General features: G+C 73.5%; 24 protein-coding genes. 16 read left to right on the top strand and 8 right to left on the bottom strand.

Annotated elements, in window-relative coordinates:
• Nucleotides 1–123 precede the first annotated feature (123 nt).
• Nucleotides 124–1,614 (top strand): FAD-binding protein, encoded by a 1,491-nt coding sequence (locus tag ACFWNV_RS22100; protein ID WP_383949632.1) that lies wholly within the window; start codon nucleotides 124–126, stop codon nucleotides 1,612–1,614.
• A complete protein-coding gene (locus ACFWNV_RS22095) occupies nucleotides 1,611–1,979 on the top strand; it encodes a 4Fe-4S binding protein (protein ID WP_383949629.1) in 369 nt (122 codons plus the stop codon). The genes ACFWNV_RS22100 and ACFWNV_RS22095 overlap by 4 nt, the downstream gene beginning before the upstream one ends.
• Nucleotides 1,980–2,083: 104 nt before the next feature.
• On the opposite strand, the gene ACFWNV_RS22090 is transcribed toward ACFWNV_RS22095, so the two are convergent.
• Nucleotides 2,084–3,004: an NADP-dependent oxidoreductase gene (locus ACFWNV_RS22090; RefSeq protein ID WP_383949626.1), complete on the bottom strand. Its 921-nt coding sequence runs from the start codon at nucleotides 3,002–3,004 to the stop codon at nucleotides 2,084–2,086.
• Nucleotides 3,005–3,124: 120 nt separating this feature from the next.
• Nucleotides 3,125–3,829: a DUF2470 domain-containing protein gene (locus ACFWNV_RS22085; RefSeq protein ID WP_383949623.1), complete on the bottom strand. Its 705-nt coding sequence runs from the start codon at nucleotides 3,827–3,829 to the stop codon at nucleotides 3,125–3,127.
• Between the two features lie 193 nt (nucleotides 3,830–4,022).
• On the opposite strand from ACFWNV_RS22085, the gene ACFWNV_RS22080 reads away from it, so the two are divergent.
• From ACFWNV_RS22080 to ACFWNV_RS22065, 4 genes are all read left to right on the top strand, one after another.
• A complete protein-coding gene (locus ACFWNV_RS22080; protein ID WP_250742110.1) occupies nucleotides 4,023–4,418 on the top strand; it encodes a cell division protein SepF in 396 nt (131 codons plus the stop codon).
• Between the two features lie 393 nt (nucleotides 4,419–4,811).
• Nucleotides 4,812–5,918, top strand: a complete 1,107-nt coding sequence (locus ACFWNV_RS22075; RefSeq protein WP_383949620.1) for an ATP-binding protein — start codon at nucleotides 4,812–4,814, stop codon at nucleotides 5,916–5,918.
• The gene (locus ACFWNV_RS22070) at nucleotides 5,915–6,307 is read left to right on the top strand and encodes a nucleotide pyrophosphohydrolase (protein ID WP_383949617.1); all 393 of its coding nucleotides are present in this window, start codon (nucleotides 5,915–5,917) and stop codon (nucleotides 6,305–6,307) included. The genes ACFWNV_RS22075 and ACFWNV_RS22070 overlap by 4 nt, the downstream gene beginning before the upstream one ends.
• Before the next feature lie 124 nt (nucleotides 6,308–6,431).
• On the top strand, nucleotides 6,432–6,917 hold the full coding sequence (locus ACFWNV_RS22065) for a DUF6099 family protein (protein ID WP_383949614.1): 486 nt from the start codon (nucleotides 6,432–6,434) through the stop codon (nucleotides 6,915–6,917).
• 109 nt (nucleotides 6,918–7,026) lie between these two features.
• On the opposite strand, the gene ACFWNV_RS22060 is transcribed toward ACFWNV_RS22065, so the two are convergent.
• Complete coding sequence (locus ACFWNV_RS22060) at nucleotides 7,027–7,314, bottom strand: hypothetical protein (protein ID WP_383949611.1); 288 nt, start codon at nucleotides 7,312–7,314, stop codon at nucleotides 7,027–7,029.
• Between the two features lie 200 nt (nucleotides 7,315–7,514).
• Between ACFWNV_RS22060 and ACFWNV_RS22055 the strand changes: the two genes are divergently transcribed.
• Both ACFWNV_RS22055 and mmuM read left to right on the top strand, forming a co-directional pair.
• On the top strand, nucleotides 7,515–8,438 hold the full coding sequence (locus ACFWNV_RS22055; protein ID WP_383949608.1) for an LLM class F420-dependent oxidoreductase: 924 nt from the start codon (nucleotides 7,515–7,517) through the stop codon (nucleotides 8,436–8,438).
• Nucleotides 8,439–8,451: 13 nt separating this feature from the next.
• The gene (mmuM, locus tag ACFWNV_RS22050) at nucleotides 8,452–9,363 is read left to right on the top strand and encodes a homocysteine S-methyltransferase (RefSeq protein ID WP_383949606.1); all 912 of its coding nucleotides are present in this window, start codon (nucleotides 8,452–8,454) and stop codon (nucleotides 9,361–9,363) included.
• Here the strand turns inward: mmuM and ACFWNV_RS22045 are convergent.
• Together ACFWNV_RS22045 and ACFWNV_RS22040 are read right to left on the bottom strand one after the other, a co-directional pair.
• Complete coding sequence (locus ACFWNV_RS22045) at nucleotides 9,350–9,772, bottom strand: hypothetical protein (protein WP_383949604.1); 423 nt, start codon at nucleotides 9,770–9,772, stop codon at nucleotides 9,350–9,352. The genes mmuM and ACFWNV_RS22045 overlap by 14 nt on opposite strands.
• Nucleotides 9,773–9,903: 131 nt before the next feature.
• Complete coding sequence (locus tag ACFWNV_RS22040; protein WP_383949601.1) at nucleotides 9,904–10,848, bottom strand: SDR family oxidoreductase; 945 nt, start codon at nucleotides 10,846–10,848, stop codon at nucleotides 9,904–9,906.
• Between the two features lie 112 nt (nucleotides 10,849–10,960).
• Between ACFWNV_RS22040 and ACFWNV_RS22035 the strand changes: the two genes are divergently transcribed.
• Nucleotides 10,961–11,575, top strand: coding sequence for a TetR/AcrR family transcriptional regulator (locus tag ACFWNV_RS22035; protein ID WP_383949598.1), 615 nt, complete (start codon nucleotides 10,961–10,963; stop codon nucleotides 11,573–11,575).
• Nucleotides 11,576–11,736: 161 nt separating this feature from the next.
• Here the strand turns inward: ACFWNV_RS22035 and ACFWNV_RS22030 are convergent, their stop codons facing one another.
• Nucleotides 11,737–11,982 (bottom strand): hypothetical protein, encoded by a 246-nt coding sequence (locus ACFWNV_RS22030; protein WP_383949595.1) that lies wholly within the window; start codon nucleotides 11,980–11,982, stop codon nucleotides 11,737–11,739.
• A gap of 68 nt (nucleotides 11,983–12,050) precedes the next feature.
• Here ACFWNV_RS22030 and ACFWNV_RS22025 point away from each other — a divergent pair, with 68 nt between their 5' ends.
• The 5 genes from ACFWNV_RS22025 to argF all read left to right on the top strand — a co-directional run bounded on the left by ACFWNV_RS22025 (nucleotide 12,051) and on the right by argF (nucleotide 19,288).
• Nucleotides 12,051–13,553 (top strand): 3' terminal RNA ribose 2'-O-methyltransferase Hen1, encoded by a 1,503-nt coding sequence (locus tag ACFWNV_RS22025; RefSeq protein ID WP_383949592.1) that lies wholly within the window; start codon nucleotides 12,051–12,053, stop codon nucleotides 13,551–13,553.
• Entirely contained in the window at nucleotides 13,550–16,141 is a 2,592-nt protein-coding gene (locus tag ACFWNV_RS22020) for a polynucleotide kinase-phosphatase (protein ID WP_383949589.1), read from the top strand. Before ACFWNV_RS22025 ends, ACFWNV_RS22020 begins: the two co-directional genes overlap by 4 nt.
• A 200-nt stretch (nucleotides 16,142–16,341) precedes the next feature.
• Nucleotides 16,342–16,809 carry a hypothetical protein gene (locus ACFWNV_RS22015; RefSeq protein ID WP_383949586.1) on the top strand — a complete coding sequence of 156 codons (468 nt, stop codon included), beginning with the start codon at nucleotides 16,342–16,344 and terminating at the stop codon, nucleotides 16,807–16,809.
• A gap of 95 nt (nucleotides 16,810–16,904) precedes the next feature.
• Nucleotides 16,905–18,134, top strand: coding sequence for an arginine deiminase (locus ACFWNV_RS22010; protein ID WP_383949583.1), 1,230 nt, complete (start codon nucleotides 16,905–16,907; stop codon nucleotides 18,132–18,134).
• Between the two features lie 143 nt (nucleotides 18,135–18,277).
• The gene (gene argF, locus ACFWNV_RS22005) at nucleotides 18,278–19,288 is read left to right on the top strand and encodes an ornithine carbamoyltransferase (RefSeq protein ID WP_383949580.1); all 1,011 of its coding nucleotides are present in this window, start codon (nucleotides 18,278–18,280) and stop codon (nucleotides 19,286–19,288) included.
• 73 nt (nucleotides 19,289–19,361) lie between these two features.
• Here the strand turns inward: argF and ACFWNV_RS22000 are convergent, their stop codons facing one another.
• Entirely contained in the window at nucleotides 19,362–19,781 is a 420-nt protein-coding gene (locus tag ACFWNV_RS22000; RefSeq protein WP_383949576.1) for an ATP-binding protein, read from the bottom strand.
• A gap of 242 nt (nucleotides 19,782–20,023) precedes the next feature.
• On the opposite strand from ACFWNV_RS22000, the gene ACFWNV_RS21995 reads away from it, so the two are divergent.
• Nucleotides 20,024–20,851, top strand: coding sequence for an enoyl-CoA hydratase family protein (locus tag ACFWNV_RS21995; protein ID WP_383949573.1), 828 nt, complete (start codon nucleotides 20,024–20,026; stop codon nucleotides 20,849–20,851).
• 4 nt (nucleotides 20,852–20,855) lie between these two features.
• Nucleotides 20,856–23,162 carry a bifunctional salicylyl-CoA 5-hydroxylase/oxidoreductase gene (locus ACFWNV_RS21990; RefSeq protein ID WP_383949570.1) on the top strand — a complete coding sequence of 769 codons (2,307 nt, stop codon included), beginning with the start codon at nucleotides 20,856–20,858 and terminating at the stop codon, nucleotides 23,160–23,162.
• Nucleotides 23,163–23,427: 265 nt separating this feature from the next.
• Here ACFWNV_RS21990 and ACFWNV_RS21985 read toward each other — a convergent pair whose 3' ends face one another.
• Nucleotides 23,428–24,270, bottom strand: a complete 843-nt coding sequence (locus ACFWNV_RS21985) for a GNAT family N-acetyltransferase (RefSeq protein WP_383949567.1) — start codon at nucleotides 24,268–24,270, stop codon at nucleotides 23,428–23,430.
• Nucleotides 24,271–24,338 lie beyond the last annotated feature (68 nt).

Raw genomic sequence — 24,338 nt, 5'->3', positions numbered from 1 at the left:
GGGGCGGGGGGGGGCGGGGCGGGCGCCGGTATATTGCCCCACCCCGCGCCCGTGTGGCTGGGGGGGGGGGGGGCCCCCCCCCCGCCCTGCCCCCCCCACCGCCCGCCCGGGGCCGGGGCCTGCGTGGTCCTCGCCGACAAGGGCTACTGCGGCACCAGCGGGGCGACGGCCGCCGGCGGCACCGGCGTCTGGTACGTCCCGCCGGAACCGGCGGCCCGCGAGGCCGCGATGGCCAGCCGCGAGGGGCTCGGCGGCTACCTCGCCGACCGGCGGTGGATGTCCCGGGTCCTCGACGAGACGTACCACCGGATGAACGAGCTGGCGGACGAAGGACGCTACCCCTTCCCGACCGGCCCCGACGGCAGACCGCTGCGTAACGGCCTCCAGGGGCCCGAGTACATGCGGCGGATGCGCATCCGGATCCGCCGCGCCGGGGTCCGCATCCTCGACCACAGCCCGGTCACCGAGCTGCTCACCGACGCGGACGGCGCCGCCGCGGGCGCCGCCGGCTACCGCCGCCAGGCCGGCGAGCCCTACCGGGTCCGGGCCGGCGCCGTCGTCCTGGCCACCGGCGGCTGCGCCTTCCTCAGCGGTGCGCTCGGCACCAACACCAACACCGGGGACGGCGCCCTGTTCGCCGCCGAGGCGGGGGCCGAGCTGTCCGGCATGGAGTTCTCCAACGCCTACGGGATCGCCCCCGAGGGCACCTCCGTCACCAAGACGGCCTTCTACTCCTTCGCCACCTTCTACCGGGAGGACGGCGAGGTCCTGGAGGGCGCCGCCAGCCAGGGCGGTCGCTCCGCCATCGCCCGCGAACTCCTCACCGGGGCCCGGGTCCACGCCCGCCTCGACCGGGCCGACGCCACCGCGCAGGCCGCGATGCGGCTCGCGCAGCCCAATTTCTTCCTCACCTTCGACCGGCTCGGCATCGACCCCTTCACCGAGCGCTTCTCCGTCACGCTGCTGGCCGAGGGCACCGTCCGCGGCACCGGAGGGATCCGCATCACCGGGGCGGACTGCGCCACCTCGGTCCCCGGGCTGTACGCCGCCGGGGACGCGGCCACCCGGGAGGAGATCTGCGGGGGCTTCACCGGGGGCGGCAGCCACAACGCCGCCTGGGCGATGTCCTCGGGCAGCTGGGCGGGGTCCGGCGCGGCCCGGTACGCCCGCTCCCTCGGCTCGGGCCGGGCCGCCTTCCGGCCGGTCACCGGGGCCGGCGGGGCGGGCCTGCGGCCGGCCGGGGACGCCGGGTCCGCGGCCGGGCCCGGCGAGGCGAGGGAACTCGTACGCCTCGTCCAGGAGGAAGTGCTGCCGTACGACAAGAACTACCTGCGGCGCGGCTCCGTCCTCACCGGCGCGCTCGGCGCCCTCGACGACCTCTGGGCGCAGCTGCGCTCCCTGCGCGGGGAGGGCGCCGGGCTGGTCAAGGTCCGGCAGGCGGCGGCCATGACGGCGCACGCCCGCTGGATGTACGCGTCCGCGCTGGCCCGTACCGAGAGCCGCGGGATGGCCCGCCGGCTCGACCACCCGGAACAGGATCCGGCGCAGCACCACCGTATCGTGACGGGCGGGCTCGACCGGGTGTGGACGCGGCCGGCGGAGCTGGTCGCATGATCGAACTGGTCTCGGCCGAGCGTTGCATCGCCTGCGACAAGTGCGTGGAGGTCTGCCCGACCGACGTCTTCGAACGGGGGCCGGAGGGGATCCCGCTGCTCGCCCGGCAGGAGGACTGCCAGACCTGTTTCCTGTGCGAGGCCAACTGCCCGGTGGACGCGCTGTTCGTGTCCCCGCTGACCCGGCCGGTTCCCGAGGACCCGGCCGTACGGGACGAGGCCGGCCTCGCCGGCCGGGGGCTGCTCGGCAGCTACCGGCGGGAGATCGGCTGGGGCGAGGGACGCACACCGGGCGCCCTGCGGGCGGTCGGCCCCTCGCTCGGCGCGGCGGGCGGCGGCGGGACGGCGCCGCCGATCACCTCCTGAACGAGGGTCCGGCCGCCTGCGGGACACGTGCCGCCGGAGCGCAACGCTCCGGCGGCACGTCCGTGTGCGGAGGCCGCGCTACCGGGTGCGGCCGTGGGCCCGGGTCAGACCGTCAGGACGATCTTGCCGCGGGTGCGGCCCGCGGCGCTCAGCTCCCAGGCCTTCGCCGCCTCGGCGAGCGGCAGGGCGTGCTCCACGTTGACCGTGAGCCCGCCCTCGTCCGCGAGCCGGCCCAGGAAGGTCAGGCCGGCGGTGTCCGGGCGGACCCACAGCTGGTGCGCGCCCTGCGCGGCCGCGGTGTAGTCGGCGATGGACACCACCCGGTGTTCCTCCTTGACCAGGGACCGGAGCGCCGGGATGACGTCGTCGCCGAAGAAGTCCAGGGCCGCGTCCACCCCTTCGGGCGCCAGCGCACGGACCCGGTCGGCGAAGCCCTCGCCGTACAGGACCGGCTCGGCGCCCAGCGAGCGCAGGTAGTCGTGGTTGTGCGCGCCGGCCGTGCCGATGACGCGTAGGCCGAGCGCGACGGCGATCTGCACGCCGAAGGAGCCGGTGCCGCCGGCGGCGGAGTGGATGAGCACGGTCTCGCCGGCCGTGAGCCCCACCCGGGTGAGCGACTGGTAGGCGGTGAGTCCGGCCAGCGGGATGCCCGCGGCCTGCTCGAAGGTCAGGCCGCGCGGCTTGCGGGCGAGGGTGCGGACGGGGGCGGAGACGAGCTCGGCGTAAGTGCCCAGCTCCACCCACTCCTTGCGGACGTAGCCGTACACCTCGTCGCCGACGGCGTAGTCGAAGGTGTCCTCGCCCAGCGCCTCGACGACTCCGGCGACGTCCCAGCCGGGTATGACCGGGTAACGGACTTCGAGGATCGGGTCGAGGTAACCGGCGGCGAGCTTCCAGTCCACCGGGTTCACTCCGGCGGCCCTGACCCGGACGAGGACCTCGCCCGGACCGACCTTGGGCTCGGGAACCTCGGTGAGGGCGAGGATGTCAGGCGTTCCGTATGCGGTGTAGGTGATGGCCTTCATGATCTTCCCAACGGGCCTCCGGGGGAGCGTTGTTCCGGGTTTCGGCCCCCTTTTTCCGGAATGGCCCGTTCCCGGTACTCGATTCCCGATTCCCGGCTGCCTTGGCTCGGAGTCGGCTGCTCAGGCGGGCAGGGTGTTGCGGTGGGAGCTGCGTCGGGCCGCGCTGAACAGGGCCTGGATCTGCGCCCCGGACTGCTCCACGTCGTCGAGCGGGGAGGGGAAGGGGATCCGCACGTCGTGGTGCCCGCGCAGTTCCTCCAGCCGCAGCGTGATCCCGTACCGGTCCATGGCGAGGGGCAGTGCGCGCAGGACGGCGGCCCCGCCGCCCGCCGCCGGCTGCTGCCGGACCAGGCGCAGCAGGAGGGTGACGAGTTCGGCGTGGTCGTCGAGGAGGTGGGTGAGCATCCCGGCCTCGTAGGGGGCGAGGGGGTCGGGGCAGGCGGCGTCCAGCTCGTCGAGACCGACGTACGAGCGGGCGCCGTCGGGGGTTTCGAGGACGGCCCGGCCGAACTCCACGCAGGTGGAGCCGGAGTCCTCCGTCGCGTACGGGGTCAGCAGGCGGCCGACGAGGGTGACCCGGGCGCGCACGCGGTCCCGTACGGGAGTGGGCGCGATGTCCGTGAACTCCAGCCGGATCGCCGGGCGGTGCTCGGCGTCGGCGCCCGGTTCGGCGGGGTGCAGGTGCAGCCGGCCGAGGGGGTCGGTGCCGTCGAGGTGGCGGATCTCCGTGCGCTGCCCGTCGGTGACGACGGTCATGGAGTGGGCGGCGGCCAGGACGGACCGGACCCGCTCGGCGTCGGTGGGCAGCAGCGAGGGCAGGTGCATGTGGATCTCCGTCGTCCCGAGTGGCGAGATGGCACGTACTTAGGTATGCCTAACCTAACCTACTCGCCGGGTGAGGGGTAGTCGGGGGCGCGCCGACGGGGCGTCTCAGCTGCCTCGTGTCGGTGTTGGGCTGAACGGGTGAAACGCGAGAGGATGGGGGGATGCACATGAAGCGCAAGGCCGAGGCGGCCTGGTGAGCAGGTACGACGTCACCGACGAACAGTGGGAGGGGCTCGCGCAGGTGGTTCCCCTGCGCAGCCGCAACGAGTGGCCCTCCCGGGTGGATCACCGCACGATCCCCACGGTTCCGGGGGCGTCCGCGGCGGAGCAGCGGCGCTTCGTGGTGATCCGGGTCCAGGTCTTCGCGGACGCGCGGGAGGTGGCGGAGTACCTGATCGCACAGATCCCGGTACTGCTGGACCTCACGGGCGCGGACGGCGAAGTGGCCAAGCGGATCCTGGACTTCAGCAGCGGCGTGGTCTTCGGCCTGGGCAGCGGGATGCACCGGGTCGACCGCAACGTCTTCCTGCTGGCACCCGTCGGAACCGAGGTGGAGGGGATCGCGGCCGCGGCCGTCCCCCGATCGTAGGAAGGTCCCACGGACGGAACGGTTCGCCGGACCCACGGGGGGCCCGGCGCCCGTACCGTCCGGCGCATGACCTCCCCCTTCCCCACCGCTCCGGCTGCGCCGGCCCTCCGGGCGCCCGCCGCGCCTTCCGCCGCGCCCGCGTCCGCGGCCGCGCCGGCTTCCGCGATCCCTGCGTCCTGCGTGGTGCCCGCTGCCTCCGCCGCACCTTCCGCAGTGGCCGCCTCCTCTGCGGCTTCCGCCGCACCTTCCGCCGCGTCGGCTTCCGGCCTGTTCGCCGGTCCGGGCTTAGCCCAGGCCCAGGTCCCGGTGCAGGGTTCGGGGCCCGGTCCGGTCTCGGGGCGGGGGGCGGATCCTGCCTCGCCCGCGGCGGGCGGTCCGCATTTGCGGCCCGCCGTGACCGAGTTGCGGCTCTCCGCCTACGGTGCGCACCGCGGGGCGCGGTTCGGGCTCGGGCCCGTCACGCTCTTCGCCGGGCCGAGCGGGAGCGGCAAGTCGCAGGTGCTGGAGGCCTACGGGGCGCTCGCCGCCCTGGGCGCCGGGGCCACGCTGGACGAGGTGTTCCCCGACCCGCGGGCCCGGATCCCCGACCGGGCGGTGCCCGACGCCGAGCGGCGCCGGGGGTTCCGGATCGGTTGCACGGTCGACGGCCCCGCCGGGCCGGTCCGGCTCGACCTCGCCGTGCAGGCGGAGCCCGCGCTGCGGATCGTCGGTGAACGGCTCTCGGTGGACGGGCAGGTCCTCCTCACCACCGCACTGCGCGACCCCGGGCGGCGGTCCGTCCAGGCGGCCTGGCTGACCGGCGGAGCCATCGGGTTCACCCGGGCCCCGCTGCCCGACGACCGGCTCGGGACCGCGCTGCTCCCGCTGCGCGTGGCCGGGGCCACCGAGGGGCAGCGGCAGGTGCTGGCCGCCGCCGAGCAGGTGGTCGTCGCGCTGCGCTCGGTGTTCCCCTGCGACCCCCGCCCGGAGCGGATGCGGGAGCCCGTCGCGGCGGGGGAGGGGCGGCTGCTGGCCGACTGCGCCAATCTGGCCGACGTACTGCGCCGGACCCGCCTGGAGTGCGGCACCCGGTACGGACTGCTGACCGGGGCCGCCCGGACCGGGTGCGCGGGGTGGGTGGCCGGGCTGGACGTACGGGGACCCGAGGGCGGCCCGGTCACCGGACTGCTCGACCGGGGCCCGTCGAGGCCCGCCACCGAGCTGGCCCGGCTGGGCGCGGGCGAGCTGCGCTTCCTCGCCCTCGCGCTGGTGCTGCTGACCGGGCCGGGGGTCCTGGACGTGGATCCCGCGGCCGAACTGCCCACCGCACGCCAGGCGCTGACCGTGCTCGCCGACGGCTTCGACCGGGACCTGGACGGCCGGCAGACCGCCGAACTGCTGCGGCTGGCCGTACTGGCGTGCGGGCGCGGGCAGGTCAGACTGGCGGCCTCGGCGGGCGAGGCCTGCGCGAAGGCCGCCCGGGGGATCGCGGGGGTCTCGGTGGTAGACCTGGGGGCATGAGAGAAGAACGTGGAGTGACCGGGGGAGAGGAAGGGGCCGGCGAGCGGATCGACCGGCTCCAGCGGCGGCTCGCCGAGTTCGCGGCGGCGCGCGGGTGGGAGCCCTTCCACACGCCGAAGAACCTGGCGGTGGCGCTGAGCGTCGAGGCGTCCGAACTGGTCGAGATCTTCCAGTGGTTGACACCGGAACAGTCCGCGAAGGTCATGGAGGAGCCGGACACCGCACACAGAGTGGCCGATGAGGTGGCGGACGTACTCGCCTACCTGCTGCAGTTCTGTGAGGTCCTCGGGGTCGATGTGCTGGATGCGCTCGCCGCGAAGATCGAGCGGAACGAGCTGAGGTTCCCCGTCCCGGGTACTCCGGGGGTAGACCGTCACTCTTCGGAGTGATGGCGATATCCACAACCATCTTCGGTGTCCACAATTTCCGAATACCCCTGGCTTTACCGGCCCGTTGCCCTCACTCTGGGTAGTGGAGAGAACGGCAAGATGTCGTGCGGACGGGGGACGGCATATGGACGCGGTACGGCTCATCGCAGCCGGCCGGCACGCGCTGGCGCAGAGCGGGGCTGCATGGGACATCGTGGGCGAGGCGTGGCAGGCGCAGGCCCTCGCCCAGGGCATAGGGAGCTGGCTGGCGGTCACCGGACCGCCGGAGCTGAGATCGGAGGCACGGGGGCTGGGCGAAGCGGGCGGCAGGGGCTGCGGGGTGCTCGACCGGGCGGCTCTGCGCGGAGAGGGCTATGCGCCCGATCTCCCGCCCCGGGCCGCGCAGTTGACCGAGGTGACGGACGCCCGGCAGGCGCTGCTCGGGCTCCAGGCGCTGCTCGGCGAAGTGGGCATAGCGCTGGTCGGGGTGGCCTGCGGGACGGACGACGAGAGTCTGTACTGGCAGTGCATAGAGTCGATAGACGCGGCCGACGAGTCGAGCGACCGGGTCCGGGCGATCCTGCGGCGAATGACCGTGCGCGAGCGGGGGTCCGCCTCGGGCGTGGCCTGAGCCCGGGTGCTTCGGTCCGGGGTGCTTTGGTGCGGGGTGTTTCGGTGCGGGGTGCTCCGGTGCGGGGTGTTTCGGTGGGGTCCCGCCGCGCGCGACGGGACCCGGGTGGTCAGAAGGACCGGTAGGACGGGCGGTCTTCGCTCTCCGGGGTGCGGCCGCCCTGGGGCAGCGGAGCGGCGGGGCTGCGGTCGGTGGAGGACTGGAGGTCTGCGTCGAGCTGCGAGAGGTCGGCGTTCAGCGCCGCCATCAGCTCTTCCATCTGCTGCAGCAGGCCCTTCGGTGCGCCGCCCTGGGCGGGTACCGCGGACTCCTGGCGTGCGTGGTCGTGCGCTGCCTGTCCGGTCTGGCAGTCCTGGCGTGATTGCCGGAGGGTCTCCGGCGCGGACTCCTGGGACATGGCGGCCTCCTCGGCCCTGGCCCTTCCGGGGCGGAAGGGGGCGGTGGACGCGTCGGCGAAGGCCGCCGGCGCGCGGGCCGGGCGGTCCGGCTCCGTCCGAGCCAACGATCCCCATCCGGGCTGGTCACTGGCGCGGGCGGCGGGGAGCGTCCGGTTGACGCAGATTCACCCGGCCGGGGCCGAAAGGGCAGGATGGAGCCATGGATCTCCGTATCTTCACCGAGCCCCAGCAGGGCGCGAGCTACGACACCCTCCTGAGCGTCGCCAAGGCCACCGAGGACCTGGGCTTCGACGCCTTCTTCCGCTCGGACCACTACCTGCGCATGGGTACGGCCGACGGACTGCCCGGTCCCACCGACGCCTGGATCACCCTGGCCGGCCTGGCCCGCGAGACCAAGCGCATCCGGCTGGGCACGCTGATGACGGCCGGCACCTTCCGGCTGCCCGGTGTGCTCGCCATCCAGGTCGCGCAGGTCGACCAGATGTCGGGCGGCCGGATCGAACTCGGTCTGGGCGCAGGCTGGTTCGAGGAGGAGCACAAGGCGTACGGCATTCCCTTCCCGGCCGAGCGCCTTGCGCGGCTGGAGGAGCAGCTGGAGATCGTCACCGGACTGTGGGCCACCGAGCCCGGCGCCACCTTCGACTACGCGGGCGTCCACTACCAGGTGGAGAACTCCCCGGCGCTGCCCAAGCCGGCCCAGGACAAGATCCCGGTCCTGATCGGCGGTCACGGCGCGAAGCGCACCCCGCGCCTCGCCGCCCGGTACGCGGACGAGTTCAACATGCCCTTCGCCTCGATCGCGGACAGCGAGCGGCAGTTCGGCCGGGTCCGCGCGGCCGCCGAGCTGGCCGGCCGCAAGCCCGGAGACCTCGTCTACTCCAACGCGCTCGTCGTGTGCGTGGGCAAGGACGACGCCGAGGTGGCCCGGCGGGCCGCCGCCATCGGCCGGGACGTGGCGGAGCTCAAGGCCAACGGGCTGGCCGGCTCCCCGGCCGAGGTGGTGGACCGGATCGGGGCCTACGGGGCGGTCGGCTCCTCCCGCCTCTACCTCCAGCTGCTCGATCTCGGCGATCTGGACCACCTGGAGCTGATCTCCTCCAGGGTCCAGTCCCAGCTCGGCTGACGGGTCGGCCACCGTGCCCCGCGCATCCCTGCCGCTCGCCGAGGCCCTCGCGGGCCCCGGCGGGCGGACCGTGCTCCTGGACGGCGGGCTGAGCAACCAGCTCGCCGACCAGGGCTGCGACCTGTCCGGCGGCCTGTGGACGGCCCGGGTCCTCGCCGAGCGGCCGGAGCAGGTGACGGCCGCCCACACCGCCTACGCGCGGGCGGGCGCCGAGGTGCTGATCACCTCCAGTTACCAGGTCGGGTACGCCGCCTTCGCCCGCCGCGGCCACGGCCCGGAGCGCACCACGGCCCTGATGCGGCGCAGCGTGCGGCTGGCCGCGGCAGCGGCCCGGGCCGCGGAGCACGGGGTGTGGGTCGCCGCATCCGTGGGCCCGTACGGGGCGGTGCTGGCGGACGGCTCCGAGTACCGGGGCCGGTACGGGCTGGGCGTGCGGCAGCTGGCCGACTTCCACCGGCCCCGGATCGAGGCGCTGCTGGCCGAGGGCCCCGATGTGCTGGCCCTGGAGACCGTTCCGGACACCCTGGAGGCCGAAGCCCTGCTCACCGTGCTCGCGGAGACCGGCGCGCGGGCCTGGCTGAGCTACACGGTGGCGGGCGGCCGCACCCGGGCCGGGCAGCCCCTGCCCGAGGCCTTCGCCCTCGCCGCCGCTTCCCCGCAGGTCATCGCCGTCGGCGTGAACTGCTGTGACCCGGCGGAGGTGCTGCCCGCCCTCGAAGCGGCCGCCGCCGTCACCGGCACACCCCTGGTGGCCTACCCCAACGACGGCTCGGTCTGGGAGCCCGCCACCGCCACCTGGCGGGCCCCCGCCGCCCCCGTCCCCTGGCCCGTGGACGCCTGGCGGCGCACCGGGGCCCGCCTTATCGGCGGCTGCTGCCGCATCGGCCCCGACCGCATCGCCGCACTGGCCGCTACGCTCCGCTGAGGTCCCAGCGCACGCCCGGCGATCCGCCGCCCGAGGCCACGAGCGTGCGGATCTCCGTTTCCACAGTGGCCAGTTCCTCCGGACGCTCCATCAGGAGCAGCTGTTCGCGGTAGTGCACGAGCGCGGTGACGAGCAGTTGGGTCTCCTCGGGTTCCAGCACGCACGTCCGGCGTGCGGCGGCCACGGACTCGGCGCGCAGGGCGAGCGCGATACCGGGCCGGTGGGCGAACTCCTGACGGCTGTACGCGAACAACGCGGCTGCCAGCAGGGGCAGATAGGCCAACGGACTCACCCGGACGAGGACGCGATAGGCGGCCACCCGCTCCCGGACGGGCAGCGTGCCCGATCCGAGGAGCGCCACCCGGGCGCGCAGCACGGCGTCGTGATTGATGTTCTCCGTGGGATTCATGAGGGAGATTCTGTGATCCGCGCAGGGCCCCGGACAAGGTTGATCGGCTGTGCCGTCCGTCCTACGAAAACCGCCTCTGACCTGTCATGATGGATACGTCATCACCCTTGGACCCGCCCTCGCGGGGCCCCTCAGGCGGCGGGAAACGACACCTTCGTCAGGTCCTCGGAGGCTTCCCACATGCGCCGGGCGTCCTCGCTGCTGCGCAGGCGGGAGTAGAGCTTCTGTTCGGCAGGCGGGCCGCCGAGGTGTCCCGGGCCGCTCGGTCCGTAGAAGCGGCCCCCTTCGGCTCCGGCGGCCGTCGCCGCGTAGAGGGCCGGGAGTTGTGCGGTCTCGACGGTCCCGAGCAGGATGCCGCGGGCGGACAGCGCGCGGATCAGTTTGATGCCCACGGTGTCCTTGTCGCGGCCGAGCTCGGGGCGCGCGGCGAGCAGGCTGGTCGGGGCGACGCCGGGGTGGGCGAGGTTGCTCGTGATGCCCCAGCCGCCCGCCCGGCTGCGCCGGTCGAGTTCGAGGCCGAAGAGCCCGAACGCGATCTTCGACTGGCTGTAGGCGTGAGTGCCCTTGTAGGAGCGTTCCCAGTTCATGTCCTGCCAGTTGATGGAGTTGCTGTTGGCGGAGACGCTGATCTGCGAGGTCACGCGGGCCCGTCCGGCACACAGCAGCGGCAACAGGTGGGCCACCAGGGCGAAGTGGCCGAGGTGGTTGGTGCCGAGCTGCAGCTCGAACCCGTCGGCGGTCGTCTGCCGGTCGGGCGGGGTCATCACGCCGGCGTTGTTGACGAGGACGTGGATCGGACGGCCCTCCGCCCGCAGGGTCTCGCCGAGGGCTGCGACCGAGTCGAGCGCGGACAGGTCGAGGGAGTGCAGCCGGACCTGCGCCGCGGGGACCGTCCGCCTGATCTTGGCGATGGCCCGCTCGCCCTTGGCCGGGTTGCGGACGGGCAGCAGCACTTCGGCCCCGGCCGCGGCGAGCCGGGTGGCGATCCCGAGACCGATGCCGTCGCTGGCTCCGGTGACCACGGCGCGCTGTCCGGAGAGGTCGGGGACGGTGAGGCCGATGGGCTTGCGTGACATGAGTGCTCCCGTGGAAAAGGGGAAGAGGGGCGGAGTCCTCCCTTCAATGTATGCGGCGACCACAATGTATGCAACGCCTACAATGTGATCGGTGCGCCGCTAGGCTGAGCGCATGACGAAGCGCCCGTACCACCACGGAGACCTCGCTGCCGCCCTGCTCGACCGGGCCGAGCAGACGGTCCGCGAGCGGGGCGCGGGCGCGCTCTCCCTGCGGGAACTGGCCCGCGAACTCGGAGTGAGCCCCGGCGCGCCCAGCCGCCACTTCAAGACCAAACAGGCCCTGCTGGACGCCCTGGCGCTGGGCGGCTTCGAGCGGCTCGTCGAGGCCCTCGCCACCGCTCGGGAAGCCGCGGGAGCGACGTTCGCCGCGCGGCTGGACGCCTTGGCCCGCACCTACGTCGGCTTCGCCACGGAGGACGCCGCCCTGCTCGACCTGATGTTCTCGGCCAAGCACAGCCCGGAGGCGTCCGAGGCGCTGGGCGCGGCCGCCCGGCGGTGGAGCGGTCAGTTCCTGGAGCTGGTCGGCGAAGGCCAGCGCCGCGGCGAGGTACGCGAAGGACCGCTGGACCGCGTGACCCTGACGGTCTTCGCGCCGCTCCACGGCTACATCGGCCTGGCCGCGAGCGGCGTCCTGCCGCCCGAAACCGCCGGTCAGGGACTCGACGACGTGATCGCATCCATCGTCCGCCACTGCAAGCCCGAGCAGGATCCGAAAGAGCCGGCCTAGGCCGGCTCTTTCGGATCTTGTCGGTCGAGCCCGCGGCGTCTGGTGCCGTGCCTGGGCGTGCTGTCGGGGTGTTCGCGTACTGGGCGTACGTGGTCGCCTCGGCAGTGCGGCCAGGCGCGGTGCCAGGCGTCGCGGGCCCGGCAGGATCCGAAAAAGCCGGCCTAGTCCTCGCCCATCACCGCCTCGCAGCCCGGGCACACCGCGCCGGCGTGCTCGGGAGGGCACCAGGACTCCGGATGCTCGGAGGGCTGCCAGGCGGCCGTTTCCATGGCGAAGGTGTCCTTCCCGCACATGGTCCGCGGGCCCCGCCCGGAGCCGCCTCCCGGGGCGGCCGGCGCGGCGTGCACCCGGTGGACGGAACCCGCCACCGGCTGGTCGAGCTCGTACACAACGACGATGCCGCTCATGCTTCGACGGTAGGCGCCGGCGGAAAATAGGGCGCGGGCAACACCGGTGACCAGCAAGAATCGCCCGTGTGTTCCTGACGATCTCCACCACCGGTTCCCCCGAGCGCCCCGCCACCGACCTGGGCTTCCTGCTGCACAAGCACCCCGGCAAGGCGCAGGCGTTCTCCACCTCCCACGGCACCGCCCACGTCTTCTACCCCGAAGCCACGGACGAGAAGTGCACGGCGGGCCTGCTCCTGGAGGTGGATCCCGTCGCGCTCGTGCGCCGGGGTCAGGGAAAGGGTCAGAGCGCCACCCCGGACGCCGCGCTCGCGCAGTACGTCAACGACCGCCCCTACGCCGCCTCCTCGCTGCTGGCCGTGGCCCTGAGCGGCGTGTTCCGCAACGCGCTGAAGGGGCAGTGCGCGGCCCGCCCAGAGCTGCCCGACGAGGTGCGCCCGCTGCGCATCGAGATCCCGGTCCTGCCCGCCCGGGGCGGCGCCGAGCTCGTGCGCCGGCTGTTCGGCCCGCTCGGCTGGGATGCGGTCACGGCCACCCCGGTCCCGCTCGACGAGACCTTCCCGGAGTGGGGCGACTCCCGGTACGTACGCCTCGTCCTGGAGGGCGAGCTGCGCCTCTCCGACGCGCTGCGCGGCCTGTACGTGCTGCTGCCCGTCCTGGACGACTCCAAGCACTACTGGATCGCCTCCGACGAGGTGGACAAGCTGCTGCGCGCCGGAGACGGCTGGCTCGCCGAGCACCCGGAGAGCGAACTGATCACCTCCCGCTACCTGGCCCGCCACAAGCGGCTGACCCAGGACGCCCTGGAGCGCCTGGAGCTGGTCCGCCTCGCGGAGGCGGACGGCAGCGAGGTGGAGGAGCTGGACAACGCGGTCGACGAGACGAGCGATACGGAGGACAAGCCCGTACCGCTCGCGGTGCTGCGCCGCGAGGCGATCCTCGCCGCGCTGGGCGCCGCCGGTGCGGCCCGCGTCCTCGACCTGGGCTGCGGACAGGGCCAGTTGGTGCAGGCGCTGCTCAAGGACCCGGCGTACACCGAGATCGTCGGCGTGGACGTGTCCGTCCGGGCGCTGAACGTGGCCGCGAAGCGGCTGCGGCTGGAGCGGATGGGGGAGCGGCAGAGTTCCCGCGTCCGCCTGGTGCAGGGCTCGCTCGCCTACACCGACAAGCGGCTCACCGGCTACGACGCGGCCGTGCTCAGCGAGGTCATCGAGCACCTGGACCCGGAGCGGCTGCCCGCCCTGGAGTACGCGGTGTTCGGCTCGGCCCGCCCCCGCACCGTCCTCGTGACCACCCCGAACGTCGAGTACAACGTCCGCTGGGAGTCGCTGCCCGCCGGGCACGTGCGGCACGGCGACCACCGCTTCGAGTGGACCCGCGAGGAGTTCCGGGCCTGGGCCGGGGACGTCGCCTCCCGGCACGGCTACTCCGTCGGGTACCTGCCCGTCGGGGACGACGACCCCGAGGTGGGGCCGCCGACGCAGATGGCCGTCTTCACCCTGAACTCCGGCACCACGAACACCACGGACATCACCGGCACCGACACCCCGAAGGAGGGCGAGGCAGCATGACCACCGACACGACCGGCACGACCGATACCACCAACACGACAGCAACCACCGACCGCAAGCGCGTACTTCCCGTCACCGACCTGTCCCTCGTCGTCCTGATCGGCGCCACCGGTTCGGGCAAGTCCACCTTCGCCCGTACGCACTTCAAGCCCACCGAGGTCATCTCCTCCGACTACTGCCGGGGCCTGGTCGCCGACGACGAGAACGACCAGGGCGCAAGCAAGGACGCCTTCGAGGTCCTGCACTACATCGCGGGCAAGCGGCTCGCCGCCGGCCGCCTCACCGTCGTCGACGCCACCAGCGTGCAGGCCGAGTCCCGCCGGCAGCTCGTCCAGCTCGCCCGTGAGTACGACGTCCTGCCCATCGCGATCGTCCTCGACCTGCCCGAAGAGGTCTGCGCGGAGCGCAACGCGGCCCGCCCGGAGCGGGCGAAGCTGCCGCGCGCCGTCATCCAGCGCCACCGCCGCGACCTGCGGCGTTCGCTGCGCGGTCTGGAGCGCGAGGGCTTCCGCAAGGTGCACGTGCTGCGCACGCCCGAGGAGGTGGAGTCGGCCCAGGTGGTCCTGGAGAAGCGCTACAACGACCTCACCCACCTCACCGGCCCCTTCGACATCATCGGCGACATCCACGGCTGTGCCTCCGAGCTGGAGACCCTGCTCGCCGAGCTCGGCTACGAGGACGGCGCCCACCCCGAGGGCCGCACCGCCGTGTTCGTCGGCGACCTCGTCGACCGCGGCCCGGACAGCCCCGGCGTCCTGCGCCGGGTGATGGGCATGGTCGGCTCCGGCAACGCCCTCTGCGTGCCCGGGAACCACGAGAACAAGCTCGGCCGTTATCTCAAGGGCTCCAAGGTCCAGCCGACCCACGGCCTCGCCGAGACGATCGAGCAGCTCGCCGGGGAGCCGGAGGAGTTCGTCCAGGAGGTCCGCACCTTCATCCAGGGCCTGGTCAGCCACTACGTCCTGGACGGCGGCAAGCTCGTGGTCTGTCATGCGGGGCTGCCCGAGAAGTACCACGGCCGCACCTCCGGCCGGGTGCGCTCGCACGCCCTGTACGGGGAGACCACGGGGGAGACCGACGAGTTCGGGCTGCCCGTGCGCTACCCGTGGGCCGAGGACTACCGGGGCAAGGCCGTCGTGGTCTACGGCCACACGCCGGTCCCGAACACCTCCTGGATCAACAACACCATCTGCCTCGACACGGGAGCCGTCTTCGGCGGGAAGATGACCGCCCTGCGCTGGCCCGAGCGCGAACTGGTCGACGTACCGGCCGAGAAGGTCTGGTACGAGCCGGTCAAGCCGCTCGTCACCGAGGTGCCGGGCGGACACGATGGCCGCCCGCTCGACCTGGCCGACGTCCACGGCCGCCGGATCGTCGAGACCCGGCACCTGGGCAACGTCAACGTCCGCGAGGAGAACGCGGCCGCCGCCCTGGAGGTGATGAGCCGCTTCGCCGTGGACCCGCGCCTGGTCCCGTACCTCCCGCCGACGATGGCGCCCACGGCCACCTCTGCGGAGCAGGGCTACCTGGAGCACCCCGCCGAGGCCTTCGCGCAGTACCGCAAGGACGGCATCGCCCAGGTCGTCTGCGAGGAGAAGCACATGGGCTCCCGCGCCACCGTGCTGATCTGCAAGGACGCCGAAACGGCCCGCGAGCGGTTCGGGGTCGACGGTCCCACCGGGTCCGTGTACACCCGCACCGGACGGCCCTTCTTCAAGGACCCCGAGGTCACCGAGGAGGTCCTCGCCCGGCTCCGCTCGGCGGTCACCGACGCCGGGCTGTGGGAGGAACTGGCCACCGACTGGCTGCTCGTCGACGGCGAACTGCTGCCCTGGTCGCTGAAGTCCGGCGGCCTGCTGCGCAACCAGTACGCCGCCGTGGGCGCGGCCTCCGGCGCCGTCTTCCCGGACGCCGTCGCCGCCCTGGAGGCGGCCGCGGCCCGGGGCGTGGACACCGGCGAGCTGCTGGAGCGCCAGCGCGGGCGGGCCGCGGACGCGGCGAAGTTCACCGAGGCGTACCGGCGCTACTGCTGGAGCACCGACGGGCTGGACGGCGTACGGTTCGCCCCGTTCCAGCTGCTGGCGGCGGCCGGGCGCTCGCTGGCGGCCGTACCCCACGACGAGCAGCTCTTCTGGCTGGACCGGCTCGTCGCCGCCGACGAGGCCGCCGGGACCGGACTGCTGCGCCGCACCGGCCGGATCCTGGTGGACACCGCCGACGAGGCCTCGGTACGGGCGGGCACCGACTGGTGGCTGGAGCTGACGGCCGCCGGCGGCGAGGGCATGGTCGTCAAACCGCTCCAGGCGTACGCCAAGGACGGCAAGGGCCGCCTCGTGCAGCCGGGGGTGAAGGTGCGCGGACGCGAGTACCTGCGGATCATCTACGGTCCCGAGTACACGCGTCCGGACCACCTGGAGCGGCTGCGCGGACGCCACCTCGGGCACAAGCGCTCGCTGGCCCTGCGCGAGTACGCGCTCGGGCTGGAGTCCCTGGACCGGCTGGCGGCCGGGGAGCCGCTGTGGCGGGTCCACGAGGCGGTCTTCGCCGTCCTCGCGCTGGAGTCGGAGCCGGTGGACCCGCGGCTCTGAAGCGCCGCCCCGGGGCTCCGCGGGCGTCAAGGAAGGACCCCCGTACGGCCGCGCATTAGGTCGTATGGGGGAACTTTCGCGGAGAACTCCGGGAAAACCACCGGCGGGATCGTTCATCCAGGGCAGCGGAATGTCCGCGACCCTGGAAGGACGGAACGTCACCTATGAAGATGACCGCGCGCGGAAGCATTGCGGCACTCATGACCTGTATGGCCGCGGCAGGCGCGGCCACCCCGGCCATGGCCGACGCGGTGCCGGTGGGAGTCCCCCTGGACGCGGTGCGGACCACGCTCGGCGTGGACGTCCCGCACCTGGCCACCGGAGTGCCGGTGCCGGTGGTCGGAGCGCCCGAGGCGCCCCGCTTCCACAAGGGCGACATGCTGCCGACCCCACTGCTCCCGGCGGTGCCGATCGGCACCGAGCTCGGCGACACCCTCCTCACCTCCCCGGTGCCGAACCTGGCCGGAAAGCCCGAGACGGACGGCGAGGGCTCGCTGGACGCCCCCGCGACCACCATGCGCACCCGGACCCCGGGACTGCTCGTCGGCTCCCCGCTGACCATGCCCGACGCGTCCAACTACGGGCTGCCGAACGTGACCGCCCCCGCGCTGGGCGTCATCGCCCCGGACCTCACCGGAACCCCGGAGGCCCTGCTCGGCCTGCGCTGAACCGGCGGGCCCCCGCCCGCCGCCGGATGCGGCGGTCCGAACCCGCTGAGCCGACGCCACGTCAAAAAGCCGCCCGGTCTGCGAACGTGTACGGCATGGGATTCCATGTCGATTCCGAGACCGGGCGGCTTCGCCGCGTCATCCTCCACCGGCCCGACCTGGAGCTGAAGCGGCTCACACCGAGCAACAAGGACGCGCTGCTCTTCGACGACGTGCTGTGGGTGCGCAGGGCCCGCCAGGAGCACGACGGCTTCGCCGACGTCCTGCGCGACCGGGGCGTGGAGGTGCACCTCTTCGGCGACCTGCTGGTGGAGGCCCTGGACATCCCGGAGGCGAGACACCTCGTCCTGGACCGGGTCTTCGACGAGAAGGAGTACGGTCCGCTCGCCACCGACCACCTGCGGGCGGTCTTCGACGGACTGGCCTCGGCGGACCTGGCCGAGGCGCTGATCGGCGGGATGACCAAGCGGGAGTTCCTGGAGCGGCACGCGGAGCCGGTGTCGGTCCGCTTCCACGCCCTGGACCTGGACGGCTTCCTGCTGGGTCCGCTGCCCAACCACCTCTTCACCCGGGACACCTCCGCCTGGATCTACGACGGGGTGTCGATCAACGCGATGCGCTGGCCGGCCCGGCAGCGCGAGACCGTGCACTTCGAGGCCATCTACAAGCACCACCCGCTCTTCACCGGCTCCGGGCCCTTCCACACCTGGTCCCAGGGGCAGGCCGACTACCCCTCCACCATCGAGGGCGGCGACGTCCTGGTCATCGGCAACGGCGCCGTGCTGATCGGGATGAGCGAGCGGACCACCCCGCAGGCGGTGGAGATGCTGGCGCGCGGACTGTTCGCCGCCGGGTCGGCGAAGACGATCGTGGCGCTCGACATGCCCAAGAGCCGGGCCTTCATGCACCTGGACACGGTGATGACGATGGTCGACGCCGATACGTTCACCCAGTACGCGGGCCTGGGCATGCTGCGCTCCTACACGATCGAGCCGGGCGACGGTGCGAGCGAGCTGAAGGTGACCGACCATGCGCCGGAGCACATGCACCGGGCCATCGCCGCCGCCCTCGGGCTGGACGCGATCCGGGTGCTCACGGCCACCCAGGACGTGCACGCCGCCGAGCGCGAGCAGTGGGACGACGGCTGCAACGTGCTGGCCGTGGAGCCGGGGGTGGTCGTCGCGTACGAGCGGAACGTCACGACCAACACCCACCTGCGCAAGCAAGGCATCGAGGTGATCGAGATCCCGGGCAGCGAGCTGGGGCGGGGGCGGGGCGGCCCGCGCTGCATGAGCTGCCCGGTGGAGCGCGACGCGGTGGCCTAGGCGGGGGGAGCGGGGCGGGCAGGGGCGCGGGGCGGGCAGCGGGGGCCGGGCCCTGGGGTTCGTACGGGACGGCTCTGTATATCAATACAGGCCGTCGTATAGACTTCCAGCATCCCCTGTCACCGTGACTCTGGAGCGCCCCCATGGCCACCGATCTTGTCGGCCGCAGTTTCCTCAAGGAGCTCGACTTCACCGCCGCCGAGTTCCGCGGCCTGGTCGAGCTCGCCGCCGAACTCAAGGCGGCCAAGAAGGCCGGGACCGAGCAGCGCCGGCTCCAGGGCAAGAACATCGCCCTGATCTTCGAGAAGACCTCCACGCGCACCCGCTGCGCCTTCGAGGTCGCCGCCGCCGACCAGGGCGCCCACACCACCTACCTCGACCCCTCCGGCTCCCAGATGGGCCACAAGGAATCGGTCAAGGACACGGCGCGGGTGCTGGGCCGGATGTTCGACGGCATCCAGTACCGGGGTGACGCGCAGGACGCCGTCGAGCAGCTCGCCGTCCACGCCGGCGTGCCCGTCTTCAACGGCCTCACCGACGACTGGCACCCCACCCAGATGCTGGCCGACGTGCTCACGATGACCGAGCACTGCACCAAGCCGCTGGAGCGGATCGCCTTCGCCTACCTCGGCGACGCCCGTTTCAACATGGGCAACTCGTACCTGGTGACGGGCGCGCTGCTGGGCATGGACGTCCGCATCGTGGCGCCCGAGCACTACTGGCCGGCCGCGCCCGTGGTGGCTGCCGCACGCGAGCTGGCGGCCGTCAGCGGCGCCCGGATCACGCTCACCGAGGACCTGGACGAGGGCGTCGGGCAGGCCGATTTCGTGGTGACCGACATCTGGGTGTCCATGGGGGAGCCCAAGGAGGTCTGGGACGAGCGCATCGAGGCCCTGAGCCCGTACGCCGTCACCATGGACGTGCTGCGCGCCACCGGGAACCCCGAGGTGAAGTTCATGCACTGCCTGCCGGCGTTCCACGACCTCGGCACCAAGGTGGCCCGGGAGATCCACGAGCGGCACGGGCTGGATTCGCTGGAGGTGACGGACGAGGTGTTCGAGTCCGAGCACTCCGTCGTCTTCGACGAGGCCGAGAACCGGCTGCACACCATCAAGGCCGTGCTCGTCGCGACCCTCGCGGGGTCGGCCGCGTAGTCGGCCGCATAGTCATGCGCCGGAGTCGGCGTTGGCGCCGGAGTCGGCACCGGGGCGGCAGGCCCCGGGCGGCCTAGCGGGCCGGCCGGGACGGCAGGGTGAACCACACGGCCTTGCCGTGCGGGGTGGCGCGGTGGCCGCAGGCCGAGCTCAGGGTCCGGATCAGCAGCAGGCCGCGGCCGTGCTCCTGCCAGGGGTCGGGGTGGGCGTCGGCCGGGCCGGGGGCGGTCAGGTCGGCGGGGGGCTTCGGGTCCCCGTCGTGGACCTCGACCTGGCAGCCGTTGGCCAGCAGTTCCACGACGAGCTCGATGGGGGCGTCGCCGGGGGTGTGCTCCACGGCGTTGGCGACCAGTTCGGCGGTGAGCAGTTCGGCGGTGTCGCTGTCGGCGGGCGCGTCGATGTCGGCGAGGGCCGTACGGACGAGGGCGCGGGCGATGGGTACGGCCGCAGTCGTGTGCGGCAGGGCTATCCGCCAGGCGGAGGCGTCGGGCAAGGCAGGACCGTCCGTTCCGTGGGGTGCGTAGGGGCAGGGGCGGGGTGGTACGGCGGGGAAATCCTGCTTTCAACGATACGAAGTGGAAATATCCGGCTGTAGGGCACCCCGACGTGATCGCAAGGGACGTCGGGCACGGCGGCTCGGGACGTTCGGCGCGTGTGGTCGCCCCGGGCGGGCACGGACCCACAGTTATCGCGCTTCCCTGACGACAGTCATGGACCGGTGATACCTTCGGGAGGGTGAGTCCCTTCCTCGGTTCCACACCCGCGACCGAACGCTGGAACCACCTCCGGGTGGACCGGCGGGACGGCGTCGCCACCGTCACCCTCGACCGCCCCGAGAAGCTCAACGCGCTCACCTTCGGCGCCTACGCCGACCTGCGCGATCTGCTCGCCGAACTGTCCAGGGAGCGGTCCGTACGCGCCCTCGTGCTCGGCGGCGAAGGCCGCGGCTTCTGCTCCGGAGGCGACGTCGACGAGATCATCGGCGCCACCCTCGCGATGGACACCGCCCAACTCCTCGACTTCAACCGGATGACCGGACAGGTCGTCCGCGCCCTGCGTGAATGCCCCTTCCCCGTCATCGCCGCCGTACACGGGATCGCCGCCGGCGCCGGGGCCGTCATCGCGCTCGCCGCCGACTTCCGCATCGCCGACCCCACCGCCCGCTTCGCCTTCCTCTTCACCCGGGTCGGCCTCTCCGGCGGGGACATGGGCGCCGCGTACCTGCTGCCCCGGATCGTCGGGCTCGGCCACGCCACCCGGCTGCTGATGCTCGGGGAGCAGGTCAGGGCCCCCGAGGCCGAGCGGATCGGCCTGCTCAGCGAGGTCACCGAGGAGGGAAAGGCCTCCGTGCGCGCGGCGGAGCTCGCCGCACACCTCGCCGCCGGTCCGGCCCTCGCGTACGCGCAGACCAAGGCCCTGCTGACCGCCGAGCTCGACATGCCGCTCGCCGCCTCGGTGGAACTCGACGCGAACACCCAGGCCCTGCTGATGAACGGCGAGGACTACCGGGAGTTCCACGCGGCCTTCACCGGGAAGCGGCCGCCCCAGTGGAAGGGCAGGTAGTTAGATGAGCACCGGCCGGGAGAGCGCCGTCCTGCGGGTCGCCGTGGTCGGCGGGGGCCCGGGCGGGCTGTACGCCGCCGCGCTGCTGGCCCGGCAGGGGCACGCGGTGGACGTGTGGGAGCGCAACGCCCCCGACGACACCTTCGGCTTCGGGGTGGTCCTCTCCGACGAGACCCTCGGCGGCATCGAAGCGGCCGACGCCGTGGTCTACGCGGCCCTGAGCGCCGAGTTCGTCCGCTGGGACGACATCGACATCGTGCACCGCGGCCGGCTGCTGACCTCCGGCGGCCACGGGTTCGCCGCGCTCGGGCGGCGCCGGCTCCTGGAGATCCTGCACGAGCGCTGCGCGGGCCTCGGGGTCCGGCTCCGCTTCCGCACCCCGGCCCCCGAGCCGCAGGTGCTCGCAGCCTCGTACGACCTGGTGGTCGCGGCGGACGGGGTGCACAGCCGGATCCGGGAGGCCGGGGCCGAGCACTACGGGCCCGCGCTGACGGGCGGGCGGTGCCGGTACATCTGGCTCGCCGCCGACTTCGCCCTCGACGCCTTCCGCTTCGAGATCGCGGAGACCGAGCACGGGGTGATGCAGCTGCACGCCTACCCGTACGCGGCCGACTCCTCCACCGTGATCGTCGAGATGCGCGAGGAGGTCTGGCACGGCGCCGGCTTCGACCTCTGCGACGAGGCGGAATCGGCGGCCCGCTGCGCGAAGATCTTCGCCGAGGCCCTGCGGGGACGGCCGCTGCGCGGCAACGGCTCCGCGTGGACGCAGTTCCGTACGGTGGTCAACGCCCGCTGGTCGCACGGCAACACGGTGCTCATCGGCGACGCCGCGCACACCGCGCACTTCTCCATCGGCTCCGGCACCAAACTGGCGGTGGAGGACGCGCTCGCGCTGGCCCGGGCGGTGGAGGCCGAGGCGGACGTCCCGGCCGCGCTGGCCGCGTACGAGGCCGCCCGGCGGCCTGCCGTGGCCTCCACCCAGCGGGCGGCGGCCGCCAGCATGCGGTGGTTCGAGGAGCTCGCCGGATACGTGGAGCAGCCCGCCCGGCAGTTCGCCTTCAACCTCCTCACGCGCAGCCTGCGGGTCACCCACGGCAACCTGCGGCTGCGCGATCCGCGGTTCACGCGGGCCGTGGAGCGTGACTTCGGCTGCCCCCAGGCCCCGGACGCCGGTGCGGACACCGGTCCGGACGCGGCGGGAACCCCGCCGATGTTCACGCCGTTCACCCTGCGGGGGCTGACCCTGCGCAACCGGGTCGTGGTCTCCCCGATGGACATGTACTCGGCCGGGGCCGATGCCGACGGCCTTCCGGGCGACTTCCACCTGGTGCACCTCGGCGCGCGGGCGCTCGGCGGGGCCGCCCTGGTGATGACCGAGATGGTCTGCGTCAGCGCCGAGGGCCGGATCACCCCGGGCTGTACGGGCCTCTACACCGCCGACCAGGCGGCCGCCTGGGCGCGGATCGCCGACTTCGTGCACACCTCGGCGCCCGGCACCGCCCTCGGTGTCCAGCTCGGCCATTCGGGCCGCAAGGGATCGACCCGGGTGATGTGGGAGGGCATGGACGCCCCGCTGCCCGAGGGGAACTGGCCCCTGATGGCCGCCTCCGCGCTGCCCTACCGCCCCGGGGTCTCGGCCGTGCCCCGGGCCATGGGCGCCGCGGACCTCGCCGCCGTCCGCTCCGACTTCGCCGCCGCCGCGGTCCGGGCCGCGGACAGCGGCTTCGACCTGCTGGAACTGCACTGCGCGCACGGCTACCTGCTCTCCGGCTTCCTCTCCCCGCTGACCAACCACCGCACCGACGCCTACGGCGGCCCGCTGGAGAACCGGCTCCGCTTCCCGCTGGAGGTCTTCGACGCCGTCCGCGCCGTCTGGCCCGCGGACCGGCCGATGACGGTCCGCCTCTCGGCCACCGACTGGGCGCCCGGCGGCACCTCGCCCGAGGAGGCGGTGGCCATCGCCCGGGCCTTCGCGGCCCACGGGGCCGACGCCATCGACGTGTCCACGGGCCAGGTGGTCGCGGAGGAGACCCCCGAGTACGGGCGCGCGTACCAGACCCCGTACGCCGACCGGATCCGCAACGCCCTGAACGTGCCGGTGATCGCGGTCGGGGCGATCTCCTCCTGGGACGACGTCAACTCCCTGCTGCTGGCGGGCCGGGCGGACCTCTGCGCGCTCGGCCGCCCCCACCTCTACGACCCGCACTGGACCCTGCACGCCGCCGCCGACCAGTCGTACACCGGCCCGGCCGCGCCCTGGCCCTCGCCCTACCTCGCCGGCAGCCGCAAACCGCCGACGGGGCGGGGGTAGAGCCCCGCCTAGCGGTGCGGCCGCAGGGTCAGGCACTCGTGGCAGTGGCAGGGCTCCGGGTGCGGCCAGTCGGGCCAGGCGCCGGAGCGCAGCTCCCAGGCCAGGTGCTCCATGACCACCGCGGCCTCCCGCGCGAGAACTCGGCGAGCCGCAGCACGGCCGGGGAGCGTACGAGCTCGGCGCGGAAGCCGTGCAGGTGGCGGGTGCCCACGTACGCCCAGCGGTACGCCCGGTTCGAGCGGTTCCGCAGCGGGCTCCGGGGTGTTCATGCCAGGGCCAGCTCGATCCGGTCCTCGACCGGGGTGTAGCCCAGGCGCTGGTAGACGCCGTTGCTGGTGGGGTTGGTCAGGTCCGCGAAGAGCAGCACCTCGCGTGCCCCGGCCGCGTGCGCCGCCTCGGTGACGGCATGGGTGACACCGGCCGCGTAGCCGCGGCCGCGCAGCGCCGGCGGGGTGTACACCGGCCCGATCCGGGACACCGCGCCGATCGGGCGGAAGAAGCCGGCCAGGGAGACCGGGGTCCCGGCGGCGTCCACCCAGAGCAGCATGCCGCCGTACGAGATCCGGTCGCGCAGGGCGGCTTCGGAGGCGGCTCCGCCCTCGCCGGACTCCTGCCGGAAGGCGGTGACCCAGTCCAGGAGCAGCGGGAGGTCCGCCTCCCCGGCGGCGCGGGCCCGCCCGGCCGGGGCGGGATCGGGGGCGATGAGCCCGGCGAGCCGGTAGAGCCGGTTCTGCTCCGCGACCTCGGTGGGCCTGTCCCAGGCGCCGGTCAGCACGCGCGCGTCCTCGCGGCGGATGCTGAGCGCGTCGACCCCGGCCAGCAGCGGTTCGGTGGTGAGCGCGGTCCCCAGCTCCCGGACGGCCTCCGGGGGCAGTGCGCCGATCAGCAGCGGGTACGGCGGGGTGTGCACCAGGGCGCCGGCGACGGCCGCGTCCTCGCCGGTCCACCACCCGTAGAGGGGTGCGGCGGAGCCGTAGGCGTCCGGGCCCCGCCGCTCCAGGGCGTCGATCACGGTCAGGAGGGACGTGTTGACGACGGGCTCGGCGGCGATGGCCGGGCGCGCCGCGGCCAGATAGGCCGGCAGGTCGGAAGTGAAGGTCCAGGGCATGGGGCATCCTCACCCGCGCCGGGCCCACCACGCAGCGGGTTTTTCCGTCAGCGCGGGCCGCACTGTCC

The sequence above is a fragment of the Streptomyces sp. NPDC058401 genome, assembly GCF_042722885.1.
In the GTDB taxonomy this organism is placed as follows: domain Bacteria; phylum Actinomycetota; class Actinomycetes; order Streptomycetales; family Streptomycetaceae; genus Streptomyces.
This window is presented reverse-complemented; position numbering and strand designations above follow the sequence as displayed.